The following is a 24,274-nucleotide window of genomic DNA, read 5'->3' as shown; positions in this document are numbered from 1 at the left end:
GACCCCCGGGTAATGATGTGGGCATGAGCAGAGAAACTGTTCCGGGGTTGCAGTGCCCGCACTGCCAGTCGCGTCTCGCGCTCGTCCCCGTGCCGGGTTCCCCGGCCGCGCCGAGCACCGCGGTCGCGCTGCCGATGCCCGTGGTCCGCGAGGACTACACGCCCCCGCCCGTCGCCGAGGTGCTGGCCGTCTACGCCGGGCGGTCGGTCGACCGCGCCACCGCCGCGCGCGGTGCGGCGCGGGTCCGCGAGAGCATGACCCGCGCGCACAATGCGGCGGTGCAGAGACGGGCGGCGCAAAGGGCCGCCCGGATCGGTCCGCGCAGCGCCTAGCGAGCCCCTTCCCCCGGTCCCGCCCCCGATTCCCCGCCGCCTCTCCGGCTCCCCCGATTCGCCGCCCCTGCACAGATCACGATTGGCGCGCAAAGCACCGCCCGCCCCTCCGATGACCTTTCGCCGCGGATCGGCGGCCCGCCCCCTGCGGACCGGGCCGCCGCCTCCCCCCACCGCGCGTTTCCGCAGGTCAGCACGGTAGTTCCGCCGTCCGGGCCGGGCGGGTCGGCACCGGCGGCGTCCCGGCGGCCGCGCCCCGGGCCCCGCCGGCGGGGCCGCCCCTCTAGCACGGCCACCCCCGGGCATCGCCGATCTGCTCTAATCTTTGCCCCATGACAAGCGTCGGGAGCCCGTTCGCCGCCGGGGCGCGCCCATGAGAGCGTGTCCCGTATGACCGCGCTCCACAGCAGCCGGGGCCGCGAGGGCCTCCTGGAGGCGGGCGACTGCCTGCGGCTGCTCCTGGTCGAGGACGACGCCGCGGACGCGTTCCTGTTCGAGGAGCTGCTGAAGGAGTCCGAGCCGGACGTCGACATCACCGTCGCCCGGACCCTCGCCGAGGCCCTGCTCCTGCTGACCCCCGGCATCCAGTGCATCATCGTCGACCTGTCGCTGCCCGACGCCGACGGCCTGCACGTGCTCCGCCAGGTGCTGGCGCGCACCCCCCAGACCGCCGTGCTCGTGCTGACCGGCCTCGCCGACGCCCACATGGGCGTCGCGGCCGTCGCCGCGGGCGCCCAGGACTACCTGGTCAAGCAGGACGTCGACGGCGCCCTGCTGACCCGCGCCATCCGCTACGCCATCGAGCGCAAGCGCGCCGACGAGTCGGAGAAGCAGCTCGTCGAGGCGCGCGTCGTCAGCCAGGAGAACGCCCGGCTGGAGCGCGGCCTGCTGCCGGTGCCGATCCTGCACGACACCGGCCTCGGCCACCTCACCCGCTACCGGCCCGGCCGCGCCCGCGCGCTGCTCGGCGGCGACTTCTACGACACCGTCGAGCTCGCCGACGGCACCGTGCACGGCGTCATCGGCGACGTCAGCGGGCACGGCGCGGACGAGGCGTCGCTCGGCGTCCGGCTCCGCATGGCCTGGCGCACCCTGGTGCTCGCCGGGCACACCGGCGGCGCCCTGCTGGAGACCCTGGACACCGTCCTGGTGCACGAGCGGTGGAGCGAGGAGATCTTCACGACGCTCTGCATGTTCGAGCTGCCGCCGGACCGGCGCAGCGCCCGGATCTGGCGGGCCGGGCACCCGCGCCCGCTGGTGTTCGACCCGGCCGGCGTGCGGCCGCTGCCCGACGGCCCGTGCGGCCCCGCGCTCGGCCTGCTGCCCGGCCTGGACTGGCCGGTCACCGAGATCGGGCTCGGCGACTCGTGGGCGCTGATGCTCTACACCGACGGCCTCATCGAGGGGATGATCGGCCGCGGCAACGAGCGCCTCGACCTGGCGGGGCTGCTGGAGCTCGCGGCGAAAGCGTGGCGGGACGGCGAGCGGGACGGCACCCTGGTGGACGGGCTCATCGCCGAGGCCGAGCGGCTGAACGGCGACGTGCTCTCCGACGACCTCGCCGTGCTGCTGCTGACCCGGGACGACCGCCGATGACCCTCGACCAGGAGACCGGCCCCGCCGCGTCCACCGCGTCCACCGCGCCCGCCGCGGCGCCCGAGCCCGGCGGGCCCCCGGCGCCGGTGCTGCCGGCCGGCGGGCGCCGCGCCCCGCGGACCGGGCTGTCCCGCCTGTCCCTCACCCAGATCTACCGGATCGGCTCGGTGGTGCTCACCACCGTGCTGATCCTCGCCCTGACGCAGGCCGCCATCGCGCTCGTCCACAACAACGACGCCCGCGACGGGCTCACCGGCCACGTCGACCCGGCCACCCTGGAGCAGTTCCGCCTCGGCAGCGCCGTCGGCCGCCAGGACACCGCCATCCGCAACTACGCCGCCGACGGCGACCGCGCCCGCCTCGCCGACTACCGCGACGCCATCGCCGACGAGGCCGCCGCGGCGGCCTCGATCCGCCGCGACCTCGCCGGCGTCGCCGGGACCGGGCCGACCCGGCAGCGGCTGGAGGCGGTCGAGCGGGCGAGCGCGGCGTGGCGGCGCGGCTTCGCCGAACCGCTCGCGGCGGGCTCGGGCCAGGGCATCTCCGAGGCGGCCGAGGCCGCGGGCCGCGACCTGTTCGCCGGGTTCCGGGCCGCCAACGTCGCCCTGCAAGGGGCGCTCACCTCGCTGCACGGCAAGGTGTCGGAGAACCTGCGCGACGCCGCCGTCCGCGTCTACTGGTCGGTCGGCGCGGCGTTCCTGATCGTGGTCCTCGCCGCGATCCTGCTGGCGCTCGTCATCAGCCGCACCGTGCTGCACCCGGTGCGGTCGCTGACCGGCCGGGTCCGCGCCGTCTCGCAGGGCGACTACGAGCACGGCCTCGACGTCGGCGGCCCCGCCGAGATCGCCGAGCTGGCCGCCATCGTCGACGCCATGCGCAACCGCATCCTGCAGGAGTGGCGGGCCGCCACCGAGGCGCGGGCCGTGCTGGACGAGCAGGCCACCGAGCTGCGCCGCTCCAACGCCGAGCTGGAGCAGTTCGCCTACGTCGCCAGCCACGACCTCCAGGAGCCGCTCCGCAAGGTCGCCTCGTTCTGCCAGATGCTGGACCGCCGCTACGCCGACCGGCTCGACGACCGCGGCCGCCAGTACATCGAGTTCGCGGTGGACGGCTCCAAGCGCATGCAGTCGCTGATCAGCGACCTGCTCGGCTTCTCCCGGGTCGGCCGGATGTCGGCGATGGAGGACGGCGTCGCGCTGGACGCCGTCGTGGACCGCGCCGTCGACAACCTGTCCGCGCTGATCGAGGAGACCGGCGCGACCGTCGAGCGCGCCGAGCTGCCGGCGGTCCACGGCGACCGCAGCCAGCTCGGCCAGCTCTTCCAGAACCTCGTCGGCAACGCGGTGAAGTTCCGCCGCGAGGGCGTCGCACCGCACGTCCGCATCACCGCCGAGCGCAAGGGCGACGAGTGGGAGTTCGCCTGCGCCGACAACGGCATCGGCATCGAGCCCCGCTACGCCGACCGCATCTTCCTCATCTTCCAGCGGCTGCACGCGCGCGAGGAGTACAGCGGGACGGGCATCGGGCTCGCGCTCTGCAAGAAGATCGTGGAGTACCACGGCGGCCGCATCTGGCTGGACAGCCCGGAGGACCGCGCCGAGGGCACCCCCGGCACGACGATCCGGTGGACCATGCCGGCGGCGGCCGGACCGGCCGGCGACGCGCCGGCGGAGGGGAGGGACGGCGATGACTGAGCTCGGGCAGACCGGAGGGCGCTCCATCGAGGTGCTGCTGGTGGAGGACGACCCCGGCGACGTGCTGCTCACGACCGAGGCGTTCGAGCACAACAAGGTCAAGAACAGCCTGCACGTGGTGAACGACGGCGAGCAGGCGCTCGCGTTCCTGCGCCGCGAGGGCCGGTACGCCGGGGCGCCGCGCCCCGACCTGATCCTGCTCGACCTGAACCTGCCCCGCAAGGACGGGCGCGAGGTGCTGGAGGAGGTCAAGGCCGACGCCGGGCTGCGCAGCATCCCGGTCGTGGTGCTGACCACCTCCGAGGCCGACGAGGACATCCTGCGCAGCTACCACCTGCACGCCAACGCCTACGTGACCAAGCCGGTGGACTTCGACCAGTTCATCCGGGTGGTCCGGCAGATCGACGACTTCTTCGTCACGGTCGTCAAGCTCCCCCGCTGACCCGTACCGGCGGCGCGGGCCCGGCCTACGGGCGGCCCGTCCAGTCCAGGCAGACGATCACCGCGTCGTCGGCCTGCTCGGCGCCGCCGTGGTGGTCGCCGAAGCGCCGGAGCAGCGACCGCACCGCCTCCGGCGGGTTCTGCAGCCGGGTGTCGCGGAGCGCCCGCGCGAGCGGCTCGTCCCCGTACAGCGCCCCGCCGGCGGACCGCGCGGCGTGCACGCCGTCGCTGACGACGACGAGCCGGTCGCCCGGCTCCACCGCGAACGCCTCGGTCTCGTAGGGGGAGTCGCCGAACATGCCGAGCGGGAGCTGCTCCTCGAACGTCACGGCCTCGGTGCGGCCGCCGCGCAGCCGGTACACCCGCGGCGACCCGGCGTCGACGGCGCGGGCCCGGCCGGTGGCGAGGTCGACGTCCATCAGCAGCGTCGCCACGTGCCGGTCGCCGCGGTGGTGGGCGTAGACGGTCTGGTCGGCGAGGGCGGCCTGCTCGGGCAGGTCGGCGCCGGACCGGCGGGCGTTGCGCAGCGCGCTGATCGCGAGGTGGGTGAGCGCGGCCGCCTCGGTGCCCGAGCCCATCCCGTTGCTGACCGACAGCGTCAGCCGGTCGCCCGTCACCGACCAGTCGAAGTTGTCGCCCCACACCGCGTAGGCCGGTTCGAGCTGCCCCGCGAGCTGGAACTCGGCGGCCGTGCAGGACCGGCCCGGCAGCAGGTCCCACTGCATCTCCGCGGCGAGCGTCAGCCGGGCGCGGCGCCGGATGCGGCGGAACAGGTCGGTCTGCGCCTCGGCGAGCTTGACGGCCCGTCCCAGCACCGTCGCGAGCGCCGCGAGGCGGGCGCGCAGCCCGGCGTCCGGGGGGTCGCCGAACGCGACGGTGAGCACGCCGACGCGGTCGCCGTGCACGGTGAGCGGCAGGTGCAGGGTGCGGCCGTCGGCCGCGGTGACCACCGCCTGCGCGGCGAAGGCGTGCCCGGCGTCGGTGCCGTCGACGGCGACCGGCGGCCGGTCGAGGGCGGACGGGACGAGGCGCGCCTGCCGGTAGTCGGCGAGCAGCACCTCCGCGCCGGCGGCCCCGGCGTACCGGACGATCGCCGCCGTGGCGGCGTCCAGGAGTTCGTGCGGTTGCGCGCTCCAGATGACATGCTCGACGTCATGCACGGCTGTGGACTGCATGTTCTCCCGCCCGGATGTGTGAGGGCGCCCCGCTCGCCGGGCCCCGGGTCGGGCCGGTGAGATGCCAGGGCCGACGCAGTATGTAACAGTGGGGGGCATGGTCGCCACGCCTGGCCCGGGAGCCGCCGAGCAGGCAACCGCCCTCGACGAGGTCGCGGGCAGTCTGATGAGCGTCTGGTCGCGCGCCCACAACGCCCCCGACGTGCCGGTCCCCGCCACCCAGCTGCGCGCGCTGCTCGCGCTGGAGCACGGTCCGATGAACGTCAGCGAGCTCGCCGCCGAGCTCGGCGCGCTGGTCTCCTCGGCGAGCCGCCTCTGCGACCGCCTGGAGGCGTCCGGCCTGCTGCTCCGCGACGCCGGCCGGGACGACCGGCGCGAGGTCACCGTCCAGCTCACCGCCGAGGGCCGCGGCCTGCTGGAGCGGCTGCAGGTGCGGCGCCGGGCCGAGCTGGCCCGGGTGCTCGCCGACATGTCGTCCCCGGCGCGCCAGGCGCTGCTGTGGGGGCTGCTGCAGTTCCAGGAGGCGGTGACGGCGTCGCCCGGCGAACCGGGTGAGCCGGACGACTCCATGTCGCTGCCGGCCTGACCGGAACCGCCCCGCTCCGGCGCCGCGCGCGGCCCGGTGCGCGCGCCCGCCCCGGCGCGCGCCGTCCGGCGTCCGCGCCGGGCCCGCTGCGCCCGTCCGCCCGCAGGGGACAGAACTCCCCATGAAGACGGAGCATACGCCTCAATCCCGGCAAGCGTCCCATCAACGAGCGCAGCCGAGCATTTGTAGCCGACAATTCGGTAATGGCATGTTTTAGCGTGTGATCATTTCCGTCGGGGCGAAGAAAAGACGTTCCCATTTTTCCGACTGCCGAACGTGGCGCGATGGACACCGCTAGCCTCCCTGCCAGATGGCGACCGCCAGCGTCCGCTCCGGCATTTCCGGAACTCCGGCATTTCCGGAGAAAGGGCGCGACGCCTCCGGGAGGCCCCTTTTGATGATCGAACGCCGCTCCCCCGTCCGCACCCCCCGGCACGGGGGCGCCCTGCTGCTCCCCGCGGCGGCGGCGCTGCTGCTGTCCGGCTGCGGCGCCTCGCCCGCGAGCCGCGCGGACACCGGGGGCGCGTCGTCCGGCACCACCGCCGCCGCTGCCGGCAAGGGCCCCGAGGCCACCACCTACACCGCCACGCCCGCCGCCCCGGCGGACGCCCACCCCCAGGACGGCACCGACGGCACGGTCGTGCACCCGGCCGCGCCGCTCGCCGTCCTCGACCGGCCCGGCGGCAAGGCCGTCGCGACGCTGCCCGCGCGCCAGCTCGGCGGCCCCACCTGGGTCCCGGTGGTGGAGACCTCCGGCGACTGGCAGCGCGTGCTGCTGCCGAGCCGCCCGAACGGGTCCAGCGGCTGGATCGACGGCCGCACCGCCGGGCTGCGCACCGCGCGCTCGCCGTACGCGGTGCGGGTGGAGCTCGGCGAGCACCGGCTGACCCTCACCAAGGAGGGCGCGAAGGTCGGGTCCTGGCCCGTCGGGACCGGCGCGGCCAAGACCCCGACGCCGCAGGGGCGCACGTTCGTGCTGGCGCAGCTCGCGCCCGCGCGCGAGTCCCCGAGCCCGCTCGTGCTGCCGCTCGGCGCGCACTCGGCGACGCTCGACTCCTTCGGCGGCGGTCCCGGCACCGTCGCCCTGCACGGCTGGCCCGACAAGGCGGTGTTCGGCAAGGCCGTCTCGCACGGCTGCGTGCGGGTGCCCGCGGACGCGCTGCGGAAGCTGTCCGAGGTTCCGCTCGGAACCCTCGTGCTCATCTCCGGCTGACCGCGAGGTCGGCCGTCGACGTGAAGATGGAGAGATCCATGTCCTATACGAAGGCCGCGCGCCGGCTCGCCCAGGCGAGCGTCATCGCCGCCGCCCTCGGGGTGGCCGCCGCCGCCCCCGCCGCCGCGACCCCCGCGCCCGGCCACGGCGCGCCCGGCACGGACGCGGGCGGCTCCGCCTACGGGCTGACCGCGACGGGCCCGGTGCCGGTGCCGACGCTGCCCGCCGTGCAGTCGCCGGGAGGCGAGGTCCGCAAGAGCCTGCTCCGCGAGAACCACACGAAGATGCTCGACGCGGGCGCGCTGAACGTGAAGGCCGCCCGGGACCGCGCCCACGCGCAGGTCGCCGACCTGCGGGTGCCCGACGCCGGGCTGCTCGCGCAGGCCGTCACCGCCCGCTGCCAGGCGGGGCGCGGCAGCGCGCGGCTGGCCGGCGCGATGATCGGCGGCCGGCCGCTCGCGGTGGACCCGCCGCCGAACACCGTCGTGCCGGTCGACGTGCCGAAGCTCGGCCGGGTCGCGCTCACGCTGAACAAGCAGTGGCGGGAGGCCGACGGGCGCCTCACCGTCACCGCGATCGCGCTGGACCTGCCGGTCGCCGGGCGGCCCGAGTCGCTGCGCGTCGCGTCGGCGACCTGCGGCAGGCCGTCCAAGCGGCACTGCGGCTGCCACGGGCACCACGACGGCCCGAAGACCCCCGAGTCGACGCCGCCGGCCGACCCCAAGCCCGCCGGACCCGCCAAGCCCGTCAAGGGCAAGCCCGTCGCCGGGACGGCGCCGCGGCCCGTTCCCGTCAAGGGCGACCTGCCCGTCACCGGCTGACGCCCGCCGGACGCACGACGGCCCGGGACGCTGCGCGCGTCCCGGGCCGTCGTGCCTCGTCGTCCTTGGGACCGGTCAGGCCGGGCGGGCGGCGGTGACGGCGTCCTCGACGCTCGGGTGCAGCGGGAAGATGCGGGTGAGCTGGGTGACGTGGAAGACCGAGCGGACCCGGTCGCTGCCGCCGGCGATGACGAGCGTGCCGTTCTCCGCGCGCAGCCGGTGGAAGATCCCGACCAGCACGCCGAGGCCGGTGGAGTCCAGGAACTCCACCCCGGTCATGTCGATCACCAGGTGCCGGGAGCCGCCCTCCACCAGGCCGAGGAGGGTCGCGCGCAGGCGCTGGCTCGTGTTGACGTCGATGTCGCCGGCGAGCGCCACGATGGTGTGCTCGCCGTAGAGGCGGTGGTCGGCACTGAAGTCCACGGTGTCTCCTGGACGTGATCGGCCGCTGACGCGGGGTAGTGGCGTCGAGCCTAGCGAAGGACGCCGATCGATTGGTGCCGCTTGGCGGGCCGGGTCGCCTTTCCGGCGCTCATCCGGCGAGCGATTTCTCGAAATGCACAATGGCGCCGTTTTTGTGCCGCCGGTCCATGATGCGCAGTTCCTCGGTGAAGGACCGGATGAGCTGGAGGCCGCGGCCGTGCTCGGCGGTGAGCGGCGCGCCGGCCGCCGCGCCGGCGACGTCCGGCGCGCCGTCCCGGCCGCCGTCGATCACGTCAACGACGCAGCGCAGGCCGTCCATCCGGGCCCGCACCTCGTACTCGCGGCTGGCCTCGGCGTGCTGGATCACGTTGGCGCACGCCTCGCCGAGCGCGAGCGCGATGTCGGCGCGGACCTCGGAGGCCACCCCCAGGCCGCGCAGCGACGCGTCGAGCGTGTGCCGGGCGAGCGGGGCGCTGCCGGCGTCCCTCGGCAAGGTCATTTCCAGCACGACCTTCATGGCACCCCTCCGTCATCCCTCGATAGAGCCAGACTGCCCGTGAGGGACGGGGAGAAACGCGCGTTACGGTGACGGTGCCGACCCGCGCGCAGGAAAGGTGACGCAAGCGACACTATTCGGCTATGGCGGCCATCGCCGCGACCCCTTCCGCGGCCACCTGCGGCGCCGGCGAGCTGGCCAGCCCGTGCCGCAGCACGGTGTCGGCGGCGTCCATCGCGGCCCGCGCCGTGATCAGGCAGGTCTGCGCGCGCTCGATCTCCCCGAGGCCGATGCAGTCGAACGCGACGCGGGCGTCGTGGATCGCCATCCGCAACTGCCTCACGACTTCTTCCATCCCCATTTCGGGTCCCCCCAGGCGGCTATAGCAGGTGCCGCATTTTATCCGACCGGCTTCGCCGGACGATGGCCCCGCCACTGATCCCCCTTTGCCGCGGAGCCGCTTTTCCACGGAATTGTCCGCGGATTTTTACCGCGGCGCGGAGCGGCGGCGTCCGCGCGGACGGCGTTCCCTCGCCCGCCGCGGTGGTGCAGAATGTCCCCGAGATCGGCCCTCCGCCACCTTCCCGGAACAGGAGCCCGCCCCCATGGGCCAGGACGCACCGCCGGACGGGATCGACACCTCCGTCCCCAGCCCCGCCCGCATGTACGACTACTTCCTCGGCGGCAAGGACAACTACGCCGCCGACCGGGAGGCGGCCGAGCGGATCATCGCGGTCGAGCCGACGGCGCAGCTCGTCGCGCGCGAGAACCGCGACTTCCTCGGGCGGGCCGTGCGGCACCTGTCGGGACTCGGCGTCCGCCAGTTCCTCGACATCGGGTCGGGGCTGCCGACCCAGCGCAACGTCCACCAGGTCGCGCCCGGCGCGCGCGTCGTCTACGTCGACAACGACCCGACGGTCCTCACGCACGCGCGGGCGCTCCTCGCCACGAACGCCGACACCTCGGTGGTCGACGGCGACCTGCGCGACCCGGCGGCGATCCTCGCGGCGGCGCCGCTGGACCTCGACGCCCCGGTCGGGCTGCTGCTCGTCGCGGTGCTGCACTTCATCCGCGACTCCGACGACCCGGTCGCGCTCGTCGCGGCGCTGGCGTCGGCGCTGCCCGCCGGCAGCCACCTGGTGCTCTCCCACGCCACGAGCAAGGACATGGGGTCGCGGGCGGCGCGCGGCGGGCGCGACGTCTACGACAAGGCGACCGCGCCGTTCGTGCCGCGCACCCTGGCGGAGATCCGCGACCTGTTCGGCGACGCCGACCTGCTGGATCCCGGCATCGTCCCGGTGGCGTGGTGGCCCGACGTGTCCGCCCCCTCCGCGACCGCGGAGAGCGGCGTCCACATCGTCGGCGGCGTCGGCCGCCTGCGCGGCTAGGCCCCGCCGCTAGAAGACCGGCGTCCCGGCGCGGACCAGGCGCCAGTTGACGTCGGCGAAGGTCGCGGCGTCGATGACGCCGGCGGCCGTCGCGTAGTCGATGAGGGCCTGCCGGATCTCCACCTGCCGGTTGTAGACGACGGGCGCGGCGGTGATGTGCGGGAAGCCGCCGCCGCCCGACTGCCGGTAGTTGTTGACCGCGACGACGAACCGCTGGTCGGCGGCGACCGGTGCGCCCTCCAGCGTCAGGTTCACGATCCGCGACCCGACCGGCTGGGCGATGTCGATGTCGTAGTCGACGCCCGAGAACTGGTCGTAGTTGTAGTCGGGGGTGCCGCCCGCGTTGGTGAGCTTGGCGAGGTCGACCGGGTCGCCGGGCGCGGTCTGGGCGAAGTACTTCGCCGAGTACTCCAGGTAGTCCTTGACCTGCGCGCCGGTGAGGACGCTCGCCAGCAGCGTGTTGTCGTAGATGTACAGGCCCGCGATGTCGCGGATCGACACGTCCCCCGCGGGGAACACCGCCGTCCGGCTGAACGGCGCGGCGATCGACAGGATCGGCAGCGACGCGTACTCGGTGCCGGCGATCCCCGCCTTGACGGTCTCGGTCTGGACCTTCTGGATGTAGTCCAGGATCGGGGTGTCCTTGTAGGGGGACTCGGCCGCGCTGAGCTCGGCGGTGCTGCTCGCCACCCGCTGGTTGACGTAGGCGACGGTCGTGTCGTGCTGCGGCTTGATCAGCGCGACGATGGCGGGGTCCTCGGCGACGGTGTTGCTGTTCAGCGAGATGGCGGACTTGGCGGTGACGGTCCACCGGCCGCGCTTCTGCTCCAGCGTGAAGTCCATGACGCTGAGGCGGCGGCCCCAGTAGGACGGCTCGGAGAGCAGCACCTGCCGCCCCGTCTCGGTGTTGGTGACGAACCGCTGCGGGACGTCGTTGTGCGAGTGCCCGAACAGGATCGCGTCGATGCCGGGCACCTGCTCGGCCACCAGCGCCGAGGCGTTCTCGACCGGCAGGTCGGTCCCGTAGGACGACAGGCCGTTGTCGCCCGCGTGCGCGGTGACGATGACGACGTCGGCGCCCTTGGCGCGCAGCACCGGCACCCACTTCCTCGCCGTCTCGACGAGGTCGAGGAACTTCAGCTTGCCCTCGACGTTGCCCTTGTCCCAGATCGCGATGCCGGGGTTGGTGAGCCCCAGCACGCCGACGGTGATCGGGCGGCCGTGGCCGGGGACGTGCATCCGCTTGAGGATGTAGGGCTCGTAGGCGGGCCGCCCGTTGCCGTCCTTGACGGCGTTCGCGCCGAGGACGGGCGCGCGCATCTGCCGGATCCACTTGTCCAGCAGCGGCAGGCCGTAGTTGAACTCGTGGTTCCCGAGGGTCACCGCGTCGTACCCGATGGCGTTCATGGCCTTCGCCATGGGGTGGATCTCGCCGGTCTGCGTGATCGGCTCGATCTTGGCGTAGTACGTCGCGAGCGGGGTGCCCTGGATCGTGTCGCCGGAGTCGAACAGCAGCGTCCGGTGCGCGCCGCGGTCCGCGCGCACCTGCTTCACCAGGCTGGAGATCTTGGCGAGGCCGATGTCGTTGTGCGCGGCGTCGTCGAACTCGGCGTTCTTGAAGTAGTCCCAGTTGAGGCAGCAGCCGTGCAGGTCGGAGGTGCCCATCACGGTGATCGTGACGCCCTTCCCCTTGCCGGGCGCCGCCGCGGCCGTGCCCTGCCACCCGGCGAGCGCGAGCGCCGTCGCCGCGCTCATACCGCCGAGGGCCTGCCGCCGGCTGATCTGGATGTCCCGCATGTCCACGTGCACTCCTTCATGACAACAAACCCCCCGACCGTAGGGCAGACCGGACGAATGCGCACGGGAGACTTCCGCCCAAGTCGGCGCCCCTCCCTTGGCGATCCTTGCCCGCGGGACGCGCTCCGGCTTTTGTACGCCGCTGCTAATAGCGGGCGCGGGCTTCGTCACCGAGTGCCTTCCCGCCGTTCCCGTCCCCTTGGCAGGGTGCTGGCAGCCCACCCCCGTCAGGAGACCAGATGCGCCACCTCCCTCTCCTCGCCACCGCCGCGCTCGGCGCCGCCCTCGCCGCCCCGCTCGCCGCGGCGCCGGCGGAAGCGGCCGCGCCCGCCGGCTGCACCGCGTCCGACGACCAGATCTACGCCGCCGGCACCGTCCAGGGCTCCCCCGGCGACCTCCTCGCCTGCCGCGAGGTGACGCTCGCCGGCGTCTCGAACCCGCCCGGCAACAAGGCGTGGAAGGTCCGCTACGTCAGCACCGACGCGGCCGGCGCCAAGATCGCGGTGACCGGGACCGTCGCCGTCCCCACCGCGGCGTGGACCAAGGGCGGCTCGCGCCCGACCGTCGCGTTCGCCCCCGGCACGCTCGGCTCCGGCGCGCAGTGCGCCTTCTCCAAGCAGCTCACCGGCCAGTACGTCGACATGTACGAGGGCGACAACATCGCCACGTTCCTGAAGGCCGGCGACGCGATCGCCGCCACCGACGGCGTCGGCTACACCAAGGGCGCGACCCACACCTACGTCAACGGTCCCAACGCCGGGCACGCGCTGCTCGACGCCGTCCGCGCGTCCCGCCAGATCCCCGGCGGCGGCCTCCAGGCCGACGGCAAGGTCGGCATCTCCGGCTACTCCGAGGGCGGCCACGCCTCCCTGTGGGGCGCCCAGCTCGCCAAGTCCTACGCGCCCGAGCTGAACGTCGTCGGCGCCGCGGCGGGCGGCGTCCCCGGCGACCTGAAGGTCACCGCCAAGGCCCTGAACGGCGCCATCTTCGCGGGCTTCCTCGCCGACGCCCTCGTCGGCCTGCACGCCCAGTACCCCGACATGCCCTTCGACGAGCTGCTGAACGACCAGGGCCGCAAGGCCGTCAAGGACGCCACGTCCAACTGCCTGCTCGGCACCCTCGCGGTCTTCGCCGGCGCCCGCGTCGAGAACTACACGACCGCCAAGCTGACCCTCGACCAGCTCTACGCCCTCAAGGGCCCGGGCGGCGTCACCTGGAGCGAGATCGTCGACCGGCAGCGGCTCGGCGTCGGCATCGGCCCGGCGGGCTCGGGCGCCGCGTACGAGATCGGCTTCCCCGTCTACCAGTACCGCGGCTGGCTGGAGGAGATCATCCCGCACGAGACCGAGGACGCCACCCACGCCGCCTACTGCAAGGCCGGCGTCAACACCACCTGGACGAACGCCTACCCGTCCGAGCACCTGTCCACCGACTGGGCCGCCGCCCAGGACGTGACGAGCTTCCTCAACGACCGCTTCGCCGGCAAGACCACCCAGGGCAACTGCTGACCGCGGCCGGGCGGGGGACGCCGCGCGGCGTCCCCCGCCCGCCGGTTCACACGGTCTTGACCGTCCCGCCGTCGATCAGGTGGTCGGCGCCGCTGATGTTGCCGGCCACGTCCGACAGCAGGAACACGATCAGCGCCGCGACCTCCTCGGGCTCGGTGATCCGCCCCGTCGTGATGCCGAAGGCCGCCGGGATCCGCTCCAGGAACGCCGCGTGCTCGGCGCCCGCGGCCGCACCCCCTGCGGCCCGAACTCCTCGGCCAGCGACTTCCCGAGCGCCGTCAGCGCCGCCACCGCCGAGCCGCACGTCGTCCCCGGCCCCGACGTTGTTCACCAGGAAGTCGACGCTGCCGAGCTCCGTCCGCGCGGCGTCCACGAAGCCGGCGACACCCTCAGCGGTGCTGAGGTCCGCCGCGAACGCGAGCGCCCCGGTCTCCTTCAGCTCGGCCGTGACGGTCCGGGCCGCCCCGGCGACCCGCACACCCTCACCGACCAGCGTCCGCACGGTGGCCAGCCCGATCCCGCGACTAGCGCCGGTAACGACCGCCGTCTTGCCCAGGAGAACCACATCCCGACTCAGAGGCAGTCGATCGCCGCGCTGATCACCCGGTCGAGCCGCTCCGGCCCCTCCGCGACCCGCGCCACGATCCGCGTCCCCACCACGGTGTTCATGAGCAGGCTCCCGAGGGCCGCGGCGTTGCGCCCCGCGTCGATCTCCCCCGACCGCTGCCCTTCCCGGATCAGCTCCCGGAAGGCCCCTTCAGTGCGATCGAGCATGCGCCGAACATGCTCGGTCGCCTCGGGATCGGCCCTCGCGAGCTCGGCCGCCGTGTTCACCGCCATGCAACCGCGCCGGTCCGGATCGGCCAGATCCATCTCGGCGAGCAACCTCAACACCCGGCCGAGGCGCTCCTTGACCGGGCCGGGCTGTTCAAGCATCTCCACCAACGCCGCGGTCTGCGTATCGCGATAGCGACGCAGCGCCCGCTCGAACAACCCGTGCTTGCTCCCGAACGCGTTGTAGAGGCTCCCCTTGCCGATTCCGAGCGCGTCCACCAGGTCTTGGGGCGTCGTGGCGCCGTAACCCTTGCGCCAGAACACCTCCATCGCCTGCTCGACCGCCACCTCCGGATCGAACTCCTTGGGCCTCGCCATGCCCCCAACCCACCCGGTTCTGTACCTGTAGGTCAAGAACACGCCCTGGCCACCACGGGACCACACCAAAATGTGGCATAAGAGTATTTAATCCCAATATTCATGCATACAAATAACAGTGGATCGACAGACATGCCCGGAATGAAAAGCTACTTTGAGGCGGTCAACCCGTCCCTCTCGGCACCTTCGCCCCCAGGAAATGAGATCAACGAGAACCCGAGCCGATCACGAAATCCACGAGAGACCGCGGAGTGGAGATGTTCACCAGCAAGAAGAAGCAGCGGGCGCAGGAAGAGCGCGAGGCCGTCAACAAGGAGATCATGGCCTGGCTGAGCCGAGCCCGAGAACACCGGAGCGCCGACGCCACCACGTTCACCGACGATGTTCTCGAAAAGACGGGCCCGCTGCCGCTCTCGCCGCAAGGCCGGTACTCGGACGACCTGGTCAACCGCATCGCGGCCATCGAGTACGCGAAGGCGCTCGCCGAGCGGTACTCCAGGGACGCCGTCCGGGAAACCCCGCCCGACTACAAACAGCATGACTACTGGGTCGATCTGAGCCGGTGGATCGCCTCTCACAACGCATAGCAGGCACAGGCGCGCGAGAAAGCCCCATGAACGCCGCAGGCCCGGATCACGCTGGGTCTTTTCCATCGCGCCGCGACGGCCATGCGCGCCGGGCCGGACCCTCAAGCCCGGCCCGGCCCGCATCGCCAACCGCATCAGGACATGCTGATGTCCGGGACCTCGGCGTGCGAGTGAGCCGCCTGCCCGGCATGTCCGTGCTCGGCCTCATGACGGCGCACGAGCTGCTCCCAGGTGTTGATCTCGGGGTACCACCCGGTGAGGTAGTACGGCGGAACACCGTGCACCTCCATCAGGTGATCGTGCAGAGCCTCGATGCTGCCCGGATCGGTACAGCGCGTGGGCGTGTGAAAAGGCCACTTGGGACGCTCGCCGATACAGCGCTTCCAGTGCGCCATACGTTCCTCTGGAGTAGCAGACATGCACTCACGATAAGACGGTGGCGCGCCCGTCGTCGTCGCCCCGCGACGGGCGATGGCGTGCTGGACCCCTGATGGCGCACGCCGGTTCAACGCACTACGGATCCGGCTTTGCTCAGCCCAAAAGGCGTCACGTCCGGCAAGATGCTGCGATGGACGAATCCCCCGAGCTGCTGACGCAGCTTCTCAAGGTCGTGGTCGGATACACCTGGTTCTTCGAGACCTGTGATGACGAGGTCCTGGAGGACGACACGGCGCTCGAGCAGATGGAGAACGCGGCCCATCTGCTCGGCCGGCTCACCGAGACCGACAAACAGCGTCTGATCGCCGCCCTCGAAGAACTCGCGGCGACCGAAACGAACGAGCAGGAGCGCGAGTTCATCCAGTCGTTCGCCTCCGCCATGGGACTCACCGAGACCGAGGACGACTGAAGCGGCAGCGCTCCCCGCCGGTGAACGAGCCGGCCTCTGATCCAGCAGCAAGACGCTAGAGCGGATGTAGAGCGAGGCAACGTTCCCATTCCTCGGGGAGAGGGCCGATCCGGCGTTCGAGACACGTGAGTTGCGAGGCAGGCCTTCACACTAGGGAGTGGTCGACCCCTTCGCTGACCACCGAGAGAGCCCTGCGCATTGCTAGAACTCCTTGAGCGATAGAAAAGCCCGCTTCCAGGGAAGGATGCGGCACTGCCGCTACCTGGCGGGTGGGGTGCGTTACCCGACTCCTCCTGAAGAATCAACGCCCCCTCGGCCAACAGGATTTCGATGCTCTTTCGGTAGGGAGCACGGCTCGCCAAGGCCGTGTTGACGAACGGCAGCACGACGACAGGGATGCTCAGCCCGAGGGCTTCCGCGAGGACGCCCAGAGCGTAGGTGTCGCTCACCCCCGCCGCCCATTTGTTGATGGTGTTGAAGGTCGCCGGGGCGACGATGATGGCGTCGGCCCTGGGAGAATGCGGTTCGCCGGGCTTGCGGTACCGGCTGCGGACAGGGCGACCGGTCTGGACTTCGAGGGCGGCCACATCAATGAAGTCCAGGGCGGATGGGGTGGCGATGACCTGCACCGTCCAACCCCCCTCCCGGGCAAGGTCGACCAGCTTTCCCACGTCGACCGCCGGACCCGCGGCACAGACGATGAGATAGAGGATTCTTCGATTTTCTTCCTCGCTCACGAACTCATCCCGATCTCCGCCGTGAACTCCCGGATCCGTATTTGAGTGCTTGGCGGAGAAGCGGTCATGAGGCTGGCCAGCATTCGGTGAGCGGACGGGCGTGATGTCACTTCTTCGGGAGCGAGGTGATGGGTGGCGCGCAAGACCTCGTAAGCCTTGTCGTGCTTGCCCCACTGGGCGAGGGCGCGTGAGGTGTCCATGAGGAGCGTTGCCTTGCGCTCGGTGAGCGGGATGCGGTCCAGGTCGGTGGTGCGGGCTTGGTCGATGGCGGAACCGGCGTCGCCGAGCTGGAGCGCGATGTTGACGCGGTGGAGCTGGACGTTGGTGGGGCCGAAGGCGGTCCAGCGCAGGTTGAAGTCTCCGCCGAGTCGTCGGGCGGCTTCCTGGGCTTCGTCCAGCAAAGTTGCTGAGGCGTGGCGGTCGCTGCGGTGGCCGGCGGCGACTGCTCCGCGCAGGAGGAGCGCGCCGTAGACCGAGAGGAAGTCGGGGGTGTACTCGTCGGCCTGGTGGTCGATGTGCTGGGCATAGGTGCCTGCTGTGTTGGTGGCGGCGCCGTAATGGCCGTCGTTCATCAGGGCGTGGGTGAGGATGCGGGCATTGGAGCCGATGGTGATGAGGTCTTGGCTGTTGCGGGCGGCCTGCATGCTGCGGTCGGCGGCGATCCACGCCAAGCCCTCGTGGTCGAGCTTGAGCAGGATGCTCGCGGCGACGTGGTGAGCCTCGGCCGAGAGCGCTTCGACGCGTAGACGGTCGTCGCCTTCGTGGGTGCCGGATGCGGTGCGCAGGTCGGTGAGCAAAGTCGGTAGCCCGTCGATGACGGTGGAGTAGCGGCAGTCCTGGTAGTTGCGCTTGGCGGCGGCGACGGCTTTGGACAAACGGGACAGGCTGAGAACTGCCGGACCCGGGTCGCTGCCGGTGCCGGGCTGGTCGGTCAGGGCCGCGGCGAAGGCCTCGACTCCTTGCAGTGGCGTACCGCCGGTGGGTGGATCGGCGAGGATCGCGCTGAGCGCGCTGGCACCGGCGAGCTTGCCGAACGTCCTTCTGCGCACCGTGTCCCCTTCTCCGGGCAGGACCGGATCTGTGTCCAGGGAACCCGGTGGGGTGGCTGGTGCCAAACCCCCCGGCTCATCCCGCGAGGTGATGACCATCGTGGCTGAGGTCGGCGGCTGGGTGGGGATGAAGTCCGTTGGGGCCAGGCCGAGCGTCATGCGGGCGGGGTCGGGCATCCGCAAGCCGTCGGCGATGCGCTCGAAGACCTCCAGGCTGCAGATCTGACGGCCGCCCTGCTTCATGGTCCGGCTGACCCTGCCCTGCGTCATCGCGCAGGCGATCGCGATCTGGGTCTGGCTCGCGCCGGCGTACTGGCGCAGCAGGAGGAAGACGGTTCGGATGTCGCGGTCGCGCAGAGCCTGGATCATCTGCGGCCGCTGCCACAGGGACTCCGGGACGACGATCGGATCTGACGCCCGTCCCGGCATCGGCTCTCCTCGCACGCCTGACGCGTGTGCCGTCCTGACCGAGCGTATATCCCACCTGGTGATACCGCCCGGGAATGGGACGAGCACCGCAGATTTCCGAGGGTGGTCGCCATGAAGCGGGGAGCGACCAGCAGGGCGAGACACACGAACGATGTGGCCGGCGGACGGAGTTCCTTCGGCCCGCGCCATGACATGTCCAGGCAGGACGTGAAGGCCGCACGGGCGCCGGGTTTTGGGGGTCGTCCTCTGAACGAAGGGCGGGCGGCGTGACGGCCGACAGGATCAGCGTTGCCGTGGGTGCGGCTGAGGAGTAGGCGCCGGTGGCGCTCGGTCTGGTCGAGCGTTTGCGGGTGGTGGGGCTGGAGCGGGAGTTCTGCGGCCAGGTGGTGTCGGCCTGGCACGGGCACGCCACGGGAACATGGTGGGCGTTGGTGCGGGCGCGGGGTGGGTTGCGATTGGTGGAGGCGGTCAGCTCGCGGGAGTTGCGGGATGCGGTGGTGCAGGCCGACCGGTGGCCCTGGCCGAACGGATGCAGGGCGCGGGCCGGTGGGTGAAATCGAGCGGGGGCCGTTGGAGGCGCGGTTGGACGCCTTCGGCGGTCAGGCCGAGAAGCTGGCGCTCGCCGTCGACCGGCAGGCGCGCCTGCCGGTGGTCGAGGCGGGGATAGGCGCTGGAGTACCTGTGCGATGCCCTGGACGCCATGCAGCCGGTATTGGCGAAGCTGGAACGGCTGTTGGTGGCCGAGCGGCGGCCGCGGAACGCTCGCCGTTGGAGGTGCTGGTGCTGGATGGGGCGCTGGTCAACCTGAACGTGGGGGCGCAGACGTTCGAGGGGGCGCGGCTGCTGCTGGGGCATGCCCGCGGTGACCTGCTCGACCTCGAACGCGGCACGCTGCCGGCGCGGGCACGCGACGGTCCGCCGTCCAAGGACTAGCGAGCCGTCGGCCCACTGATCAGAAATTACCGGAGATGACGGTCCGGGCGGGCGGCCGACCGTCCCGCTGTCGTGATGACCGCCTGGTCGTCGTTCGTTGACTTGCGGCGTGTTGGGCACTTTGAAGATCGAAAGAGGCCAACACGCCGCATCTCAACCGAGGGTGACCAGGGGGTCAGGGGCGGGACGGGGAAGGGACAGGCGCGCGAGGGTCGTGCGGCCGGGGCGGCCGGGGCGGCCGGGGCGGCGGGGACCCTCGTCCCGGTGGCTTGATCGCACGCTGATCGCACGGCGCGGTCGGAGCGGCGGAACGACGAAGGCCCAGGTCTGCGGGGATGCCGCTGTGACCTGGGCCTTCGGGAGTGGAGCGGATGACGGGAATCGAACCCGCGCTATCAGCTTGGGAAGCTGAAGTTCTGCCATTGAACTACATCCGCGCCGGCGGTACCGGGGTGCCGCCGTGCGGTCATCGTACCGGAAAGTCGGGGGCGGGTGGGCACCGGCGGGACGTGGCGGCGGCGGGGGCGCGGAGCCGGTACCTTTCTGACGTGCTGCTCTCCGATCGCGATATCAGGGCCGAAGTCGAGTCCGGGCGGGTGAAGATCGACCCGTTCGAGGCCGAGATGGTCCAGCCGTCCAGTGTGGACTGCCGGCTCGACCGGTACTTCCGGGTGTTCGAGAACCACAAGTATCCGCACATCGACCCCGCCGAAGAGCAGAGCGACCTCACGCGGCTCGTCGAGGTGGAGCCGGACGAGGCGTTCGTGCTGCATCCCGGGGAGTTCGTGCTGGCCTCCACCTACGAGGCGTTCTCGCTGCCCGACGACCTCGCGGCGCGGCTGGAGGGCAAGAGCTCGCTCGGGCGGCTCGGGCTGCTGACGCACTCGACGGCCGGGTGGATCGACCCCGGGTTCCAGGGGCACGTGACGCTGGAGCTGTCGAACGTGGCGACGCTGCCGATCAAGCTGTGGCCGGGCATGAAGATCGGGCAGATGTGCCTGTTCCGGACGAGCTCGCCCGCCGACTACCCGTACGGGTCGGCGAAGTACGGGTCGCGGTACCAGAACCAGCGGGGGCCGACGCCGTCGCGGTCCTACCTGAACTTCCACATCACCAAGCTCTAGGCGTCAGGCGGCTCCCACGACGCCGAGGACGAGGAGCACGCCGAGGCCCGTGGTGCAGAGGGTGAGGACGCGCGGGTGGCCGCTGTGCGCCTCGGGGAGGATCTCCGCGGCCGCCAGGTAGAGCAGGACGCCCGCGAAGAAGCCCAGGTAGGGGCCGAGCAGGGCGTGCGGCACGGGGACCGACAGGGCGATCAGGGTGCCCGCGACGGGGGCCAGGGCGTCGGCGAGCAGCAGGAGGATCGCGGGGCGCCGGTCGGTGCGGTGCAGCGAGGCGACGGTGACGGTGTTGAAGCCGTCGGCGAGGTCGTGGACGATCACCGCGAGGGCGACGACGAGGCCGGACGAGGCGCCCGCCTGGAAGCCGAGGCCGATGCTGAGGCCGTCGACGAGGCTGTGGCCGACGAGGGCGGCCGCGGCGAGCGGGCCGGAGCGGCCGTGGGCGTGGGTGTGGGGCGCGTACTCGCGCTCGTGCGCCCGGTGGATCGCGGCGGCCTGCTCGACGACGTGCAGCAGCGCGAAGCCCGCCGCGAAGCCGATCATGGGGACGGGGACGTGCAGCAGCCGCGCCCCGGTGATCCGCAGCGCTTCGGGGATCAGGTCGAAGGCGACCACGCCGAGGATGAGGCCCCCCGCGAGGCCGAGCACCAGGTGCCGGTGGTCGCGGACGCGGAGGGCGAGCAGCCCGCCCGCGAGCGTCATGACCAGGGCCGCGAGGGAGAGGAGCACCGCCATCCCCCGGTCCTACCAGCGGGGAAAGGGACGGTTCCAGGGACTCCCCCGAGCGGGACCGTAACGTGACCCGGCCCCGCCCCCCCGGGAAGGGGGACGGGGCCGGGCCCGGTGTCGCGCCTACGCCGGCCCTACTCGGCGGCGACGGGCTCCGCCGGGGCGGCGCCCTCCTTGACGGAGCGGAGCAGCAGCTGGGAGACGTCCACGACCTCCAGCGACTCCTTGGCCTCGCCCTGGTTCTTCTTCTCGTTGATGGCGTCGCCCAGCATCACCAGGCAGAACGGGCACGCGGTCGAGACGGTGTCGGGGTCGGTCTCCAGCGCCTCGTCCACGCGCTCGGTGTTGATGCGCTTGCCGATGCGCTCCTCCATCCACATGCGCGCGCCGCCGGCGCCGCAGCAGAAGCCGCGCTCCTTGTGCCGGTGCATCTCCTGGGTCTTGACGCCGGGGACGGTCGCCATGATGTCGCGCGGCTGCTTGTAGACCTTGTTGTGGCGGCCGAGGAAGCAGGGGTCGTGGTAGGTGATGTTCTCGTCGATCGCGTTGACCGGCGTGAGCTTGCCCTCCTCGACCAGGTGCGCGAGGAGCTGGGTGTGGTGCACGACCTCGTACTCGCCGCCGATCTGCGGGTACTCGTTCGCGAGCGTGTTGAAGCAGTGCGGGCAGGTCGCCACGATCTTCTTGGCGCCGGCCTCGTTCAGCGTCTCGACGTTCTGCTGGCCGAGCATCTGGAAGACGAACTCCATGCCGAGGCGGCGCGCCGGGTCACCGGTGCAGGCCTCCATCGGGCCGAGCACGGCGAACTTGACGCCCGCGATGTGCAGCAGCTCGGCGACGGCCTTGGTGGTCTTCTTGGCGCGGTCCTCCAGGGCGCCGGCGCAGCCGACCCAGAACAGGTACTCGGTGTCCGCGGGCAGCTTCTCGTCGACGACCTCGACCTCGAAGTCCAGCTCCTCGATCCATTCGAGGCGCTTCATCTCGGACATGCCCCACGGGTTGCCCTTGTTCTCGAGGTTCTTCAGCATGACGCCGGCCTCGGACGGGAACGAGGACTCGATCATGACCTGGAAGCGGCGCATGTCCAGGATGTGGTCGATGTGCTCGATGTCGACGGGGCACTGCTCGACGCAGGCGCCGCAGTTGGTGCAGGACCAGAGGACGTCGGGGTGGATGACGCCGTCCTCGGCGACGAGCTCCCTGTCCACCTGCATGGCGGTCTTCTGCTCGTCGGTGAACTTCTCCCGCTCCTCTTCGGAGGCGAGCAGGTAGGGGGCCTTGGCGAACGCGTGGTCGCGCAGCTCCAGGATGACCATCTTCGGCGACAGCGGCTTGCCGGTGTTCCAGGCCGGGCACTGGGACTGGCAGCGACCGCACTCGGTGCAGGTCGCCATGTCGAGGTAGCCCTTCCAGGTGAAGTCCTCGATCTTGCCGCGGCCGAAGGTGTCCTCGTCGGGGTCGGCCTCCTCGAAGTCGAGGGGCTTGCCCTTGCTCATCATCGGCTGGGCGGCGCCGAGGCCGTCCGGGCGGCGCTTGAACATGACGTTCAGCGGGGCGATGAAGATGTGCAGGTGCTTGGAGTTCACCACGATGACGAGGAAGACGAGCGCCACGCCGATGTGCAGCAGCAGGCCGACGGCCTCCAGGACGTCCAGGGTGTCGTGCGACAGGCCCTTGAACGCGTGCCCGACGAGCCAGGAGAAGTAGGCGGCCTTGCCGTAGGCGAGGTTGCCGTTGGCCCACTCGACGCCGCGGAAGAAGAACATCGTCCAGACGACGTTGAAGATCATGAAGAGGATGACCCACGCGCCGCCGGTGTGCGAGCCCTTGAACCGGGACTTGCGGTCGAGCCTCTTCGGCGAGTTCTTGATCCGGATGATGGCGAAGACCAGGAGGCCGAGCGCGCACGCGAGCGCGATGGTGTCCTGGACGAAGCCGATCGGCCCCCACGTCTGCAGCCACGGGATGTGCTTGTCCAGCCCGAACAGCAGCGCGACGCCGGCTTCGAGGTAGACGGTGGCGAGCAGGAAGAAGGCCCACATGACGGCGGCGTGCGCGGCGCCGGCCACGGTCCACTTCAGCAGCTTGCGCTGGCCGAGGACCTCGGTGACCTGGCCCTCGACGTCGCCCTTGGGGTCGCGCTTGACCTGGAGCACGCGGTCGGGGTCGGGCTGGCCGCTCTTGAAGAGGTTCCATAGGAACAACACGCGCTTGCCGGCGAGCGCGAGCGCGACCGCCGTCCCGGCAAGCCCGACGAGCAACGTGATCCAGTAGAGCACTGTTCCGTCCTCCTGAGGTACGGGCGTGGGCTGTCAGCGTAGGGCGCGCGACAGTCCGGTCCATCATCCGGCCCCGAATACTACTCGGCGGTAGCTTACGTGTGGTCGACCCGCCCGCCGGACACGGAACGCGATCACGTGAGCGCTTTATATATGCGTGGCTTCGGCAGGGGCAAACCCCGCCCACCGAATGATCTTCAAGGCCGGACCGAACCTTGACGGACGCCCCGGGACCGCTCGGTTCCGGCGCCCGCGCGAGTCGGTACCGGCATGACCGAGACCCACGACTTCGGCCCGGCCGCGCGCCGGGTGGCCGCCCTCCTCGCCGCCGTGCCCGACGCGGCGCTGCCCGGCCCGACCCCCTGCCCCGACTACACCCTCGGCGACCTCGTCGACCACATCGGCGGCCTCAGCGTCGGCCTCGCCGTCACCGCCCGCAAGGAGCCCGCGCAGTCCCCGCCGCCCGGCGACGCGTCCCGGCTGCCGGACGGCTGGCGCGCCGACTTCGCCGACCGGCTGGACGGCCTCGCCGCGGCCTGGCGCGACCCGGCGTCCCGGACGGGCATGACGACGGCGGGCGGCCTGGAGCTGCCCGCGGGCGTCGCCGCCATGGTCACCCTCAACGAGCTGGTCGTGCATGGCTGGGACGTCGCCCGCGCCGCCGGCCTGCCCTACGAGCCCGGCGCGGACGACGTCGCCGCCTGCCTGGAGCACATGCGCGCCTTTTCCGGCGACGACCGGCCGGCGGGCACCCCGTTCGGCCCGGTGGTGAAGGTGCCGGCGGACGCCTCCGCGCTCGACGAGCTCGTCGGGCTGAACGGCCGCGACCCCGGCTGGAGCCCCGCCTGACGCGCCCCGCCGCACGCGCGCTCCCGGGCCGCTCCGGTCCCGGGAGCGCGCGGGGTGCTCTGTAAAACCAGGCGGAAAGTGACTACTCTCAC

At 71.9% G+C, this 24,274-nt stretch carries 26 protein-coding genes, 1 tRNA gene and 1 pseudogene; 15 read left to right on the top strand and 13 right to left on the bottom strand.

Annotation, left to right across the window (positions count from 1 at the left end; translation table 11 throughout):
* Positions 1 to 23: 23 nt before the first annotated feature.
* From K1Y72_RS06605 to K1Y72_RS06590, 4 genes are all read left to right on the top strand, one after another.
* A complete protein-coding gene (locus K1Y72_RS06605) occupies positions 24 to 332 on the top strand; it encodes a hypothetical protein (RefSeq protein ID WP_220164222.1) in 309 nt (102 codons plus the stop codon).
* 390 nt (positions 333 to 722) lie between these two features.
* Positions 723 to 1,928: a PP2C family protein-serine/threonine phosphatase gene (locus K1Y72_RS06600; RefSeq protein WP_220164220.1), complete on the top strand. Its 1,206-nt coding sequence runs from the start codon at positions 723 to 725 to the stop codon at positions 1,926 to 1,928.
* Positions 1,925 to 3,622 carry a sensor histidine kinase gene (locus tag K1Y72_RS06595; RefSeq protein WP_220164218.1) on the top strand — a complete coding sequence of 566 codons (1,698 nt, stop codon included), beginning with the start codon at positions 1,925 to 1,927 and terminating at the stop codon, positions 3,620 to 3,622. The genes K1Y72_RS06600 and K1Y72_RS06595 overlap by 4 nt, the downstream gene beginning before the upstream one ends.
* On the top strand, positions 3,615 to 4,064 hold the full coding sequence (locus K1Y72_RS06590) for a response regulator (RefSeq protein ID WP_220164216.1): 450 nt from the start codon (positions 3,615 to 3,617) through the stop codon (positions 4,062 to 4,064). Before K1Y72_RS06595 ends, K1Y72_RS06590 begins: the two co-directional genes overlap by 8 nt.
* A gap of 25 nt (positions 4,065 to 4,089) precedes the next feature.
* Here the strand turns inward: K1Y72_RS06590 and K1Y72_RS06585 are convergent, their stop codons facing one another.
* Positions 4,090 to 5,238, bottom strand: a complete 1,149-nt coding sequence (locus K1Y72_RS06585) for a PP2C family protein-serine/threonine phosphatase (RefSeq protein WP_220164214.1) — start codon at positions 5,236 to 5,238, stop codon at positions 4,090 to 4,092.
* A gap of 97 nt (positions 5,239 to 5,335) precedes the next feature.
* Here K1Y72_RS06585 and K1Y72_RS06580 point away from each other — a divergent pair, with 97 nt between their 5' ends.
* The 3 genes from K1Y72_RS06580 to K1Y72_RS06570 all read left to right on the top strand — a co-directional run bounded on the left by K1Y72_RS06580 (position 5,336) and on the right by K1Y72_RS06570 (position 7,858).
* Positions 5,336 to 5,824 (top strand): MarR family transcriptional regulator, encoded by a 489-nt coding sequence (locus K1Y72_RS06580; protein WP_220164211.1) that lies wholly within the window; start codon positions 5,336 to 5,338, stop codon positions 5,822 to 5,824.
* Between the two features lie 397 nt (positions 5,825 to 6,221).
* Positions 6,222 to 7,037 (top strand): L,D-transpeptidase, encoded by an 816-nt coding sequence (gene ldt-CoaP, locus K1Y72_RS06575; protein WP_220164209.1) that lies wholly within the window; start codon positions 6,222 to 6,224, stop codon positions 7,035 to 7,037.
* Positions 7,038 to 7,075: 38 nt separating this feature from the next.
* A complete protein-coding gene (locus tag K1Y72_RS06570) occupies positions 7,076 to 7,858 on the top strand; it encodes a choice-of-anchor P family protein (protein ID WP_220164207.1) in 783 nt (260 codons plus the stop codon).
* Positions 7,859 to 7,933: 75 nt separating this feature from the next.
* On the opposite strand, the gene K1Y72_RS06565 is transcribed toward K1Y72_RS06570, so the two are convergent.
* From K1Y72_RS06565 to K1Y72_RS06555, 3 genes are all read right to left on the bottom strand, one after another.
* Entirely contained in the window at positions 7,934 to 8,281 is a 348-nt protein-coding gene (locus K1Y72_RS06565) for an STAS domain-containing protein (RefSeq protein WP_220164204.1), read from the bottom strand.
* Positions 8,282 to 8,390: 109 nt separating this feature from the next.
* Positions 8,391 to 8,798: an ATP-binding protein gene (locus K1Y72_RS06560; RefSeq protein ID WP_220164202.1), complete on the bottom strand. Its 408-nt coding sequence runs from the start codon at positions 8,796 to 8,798 to the stop codon at positions 8,391 to 8,393.
* 112 nt (positions 8,799 to 8,910) lie between these two features.
* Positions 8,911 to 9,120: a hypothetical protein gene (locus K1Y72_RS06555; protein ID WP_220164536.1), complete on the bottom strand. Its 210-nt coding sequence runs from the start codon at positions 9,118 to 9,120 to the stop codon at positions 8,911 to 8,913.
* 262 nt (positions 9,121 to 9,382) lie between these two features.
* Between K1Y72_RS06555 and K1Y72_RS06550 the strand changes: the two genes are divergently transcribed.
* Positions 9,383 to 10,165 (top strand): SAM-dependent methyltransferase, encoded by a 783-nt coding sequence (locus tag K1Y72_RS06550; RefSeq protein WP_220164200.1) that lies wholly within the window; start codon positions 9,383 to 9,385, stop codon positions 10,163 to 10,165.
* Positions 10,166 to 10,174: 9 nt separating this feature from the next.
* Here the strand turns inward: K1Y72_RS06550 and K1Y72_RS06545 are convergent, their stop codons facing one another.
* Positions 10,175 to 11,962 carry a 5'-nucleotidase C-terminal domain-containing protein gene (locus tag K1Y72_RS06545; RefSeq protein WP_220164497.1) on the bottom strand — a complete coding sequence of 596 codons (1,788 nt, stop codon included), beginning with the start codon at positions 11,960 to 11,962 and terminating at the stop codon, positions 10,175 to 10,177.
* A 239-nt stretch (positions 11,963 to 12,201) separates the two neighbouring features.
* Here K1Y72_RS06545 and K1Y72_RS06540 point away from each other — a divergent pair, with 239 nt between their 5' ends.
* Positions 12,202 to 13,470, top strand: a complete 1,269-nt coding sequence (locus tag K1Y72_RS06540) for a lipase family protein (RefSeq protein ID WP_220164198.1) — start codon at positions 12,202 to 12,204, stop codon at positions 13,468 to 13,470.
* Positions 13,471 to 13,516: 46 nt separating this feature from the next.
* On the opposite strand, the gene K1Y72_RS06535 is transcribed toward K1Y72_RS06540, so the two are convergent.
* Positions 13,517 to 14,035 (bottom strand): SDR family oxidoreductase, encoded by a 519-nt coding sequence (locus K1Y72_RS06535; protein WP_308286933.1) that lies wholly within the window; start codon positions 14,033 to 14,035, stop codon positions 13,517 to 13,519.
* Between the two features lie 8 nt (positions 14,036 to 14,043).
* Positions 14,044 to 14,622 (bottom strand): TetR/AcrR family transcriptional regulator, encoded by a 579-nt coding sequence (locus tag K1Y72_RS06530; protein ID WP_220164197.1) that lies wholly within the window; start codon positions 14,620 to 14,622, stop codon positions 14,044 to 14,046.
* Positions 14,623 to 14,879: 257 nt separating this feature from the next.
* On the opposite strand from K1Y72_RS06530, the gene K1Y72_RS06525 reads away from it, so the two are divergent.
* Positions 14,880 to 15,209, top strand: coding sequence for a hypothetical protein (locus tag K1Y72_RS06525; protein ID WP_220164196.1), 330 nt, complete (start codon positions 14,880 to 14,882; stop codon positions 15,207 to 15,209).
* Between the two features lie 134 nt (positions 15,210 to 15,343).
* Here K1Y72_RS06525 and K1Y72_RS06520 read toward each other — a convergent pair whose 3' ends face one another.
* Positions 15,344 to 15,604: a hypothetical protein gene (locus K1Y72_RS06520; protein WP_220164195.1), complete on the bottom strand. Its 261-nt coding sequence runs from the start codon at positions 15,602 to 15,604 to the stop codon at positions 15,344 to 15,346.
* A 173-nt stretch (positions 15,605 to 15,777) separates the two neighbouring features.
* Between K1Y72_RS06520 and K1Y72_RS35975 the strand changes: the two genes are divergently transcribed.
* Positions 15,778 to 16,056, top strand: a complete 279-nt coding sequence (locus K1Y72_RS35975) for a hypothetical protein (RefSeq protein ID WP_258572091.1) — start codon at positions 15,778 to 15,780, stop codon at positions 16,054 to 16,056.
* 356 nt (positions 16,057 to 16,412) lie between these two features.
* Here K1Y72_RS35975 and K1Y72_RS37555 read toward each other — a convergent pair.
* Both K1Y72_RS37555 and K1Y72_RS06510 read right to left on the bottom strand, forming a co-directional pair.
* Positions 16,413 to 16,727, bottom strand: a pseudogene (locus K1Y72_RS37555) (flavoprotein); the annotation flags it as partial.
* 62 nt (positions 16,728 to 16,789) lie between these two features.
* Complete coding sequence (locus K1Y72_RS06510) at positions 16,790 to 18,271, bottom strand: helix-turn-helix domain-containing protein (RefSeq protein ID WP_220164192.1); 1,482 nt, start codon at positions 18,269 to 18,271, stop codon at positions 16,790 to 16,792.
* 320 nt (positions 18,272 to 18,591) lie between these two features.
* Between K1Y72_RS06510 and K1Y72_RS06505 the strand changes: the two genes are divergently transcribed.
* Both K1Y72_RS06505 and K1Y72_RS06500 read left to right on the top strand, forming a co-directional pair.
* The gene (locus tag K1Y72_RS06505) at positions 18,592 to 18,825 is read left to right on the top strand and encodes a hypothetical protein (protein WP_220164191.1); all 234 of its coding nucleotides are present in this window, start codon (positions 18,592 to 18,594) and stop codon (positions 18,823 to 18,825) included.
* Complete coding sequence (locus K1Y72_RS06500) at positions 18,818 to 19,204, top strand: hypothetical protein (protein WP_220164190.1); 387 nt, start codon at positions 18,818 to 18,820, stop codon at positions 19,202 to 19,204. Before K1Y72_RS06505 ends, K1Y72_RS06500 begins: the two co-directional genes overlap by 8 nt.
* A 363-nt stretch (positions 19,205 to 19,567) precedes the next feature.
* Here K1Y72_RS06500 and K1Y72_RS06495 read toward each other — a convergent pair.
* Positions 19,568 to 19,641: transfer RNA gene (locus tag K1Y72_RS06495), tRNA-Gly, on the bottom strand.
* A 111-nt stretch (positions 19,642 to 19,752) separates the two neighbouring features.
* Here K1Y72_RS06495 and dcd point away from each other — a divergent pair.
* Positions 19,753 to 20,328: a dCTP deaminase gene (gene dcd, locus K1Y72_RS06490; protein ID WP_220164188.1), complete on the top strand. Its 576-nt coding sequence runs from the start codon at positions 19,753 to 19,755 to the stop codon at positions 20,326 to 20,328.
* Between the two features lie 3 nt (positions 20,329 to 20,331).
* Here the strand turns inward: dcd and K1Y72_RS06485 are convergent, their stop codons facing one another.
* Positions 20,332 to 21,060 (bottom strand): ZIP family metal transporter, encoded by a 729-nt coding sequence (locus K1Y72_RS06485; RefSeq protein WP_220164185.1) that lies wholly within the window; start codon positions 21,058 to 21,060, stop codon positions 20,332 to 20,334.
* A 128-nt stretch (positions 21,061 to 21,188) separates the two neighbouring features.
* A complete protein-coding gene (locus K1Y72_RS06480; protein ID WP_308286932.1) occupies positions 21,189 to 23,333 on the bottom strand; it encodes a (Fe-S)-binding protein in 2,145 nt (714 codons plus the stop codon).
* A 270-nt stretch (positions 23,334 to 23,603) separates the two neighbouring features.
* Here K1Y72_RS06480 and K1Y72_RS06475 point away from each other — a divergent pair, with 270 nt between their 5' ends.
* Complete coding sequence (locus tag K1Y72_RS06475) at positions 23,604 to 24,182, top strand: TIGR03086 family metal-binding protein (RefSeq protein ID WP_220164183.1); 579 nt, start codon at positions 23,604 to 23,606, stop codon at positions 24,180 to 24,182.
* The last annotated feature ends 92 nt before the right edge of the window (positions 24,183 to 24,274 follow it).

Source organism: Actinomadura parmotrematis (assembly GCF_019458805.1).
In the GTDB taxonomy this organism is placed as follows: Bacteria; Actinomycetota; Actinomycetes; order Streptosporangiales; family Streptosporangiaceae; genus Spirillospora; species Spirillospora parmotrematis.
Note: the sequence above shows the minus strand (reverse complement) of the source record. Positions and strands in the feature narration are given on the sequence as shown.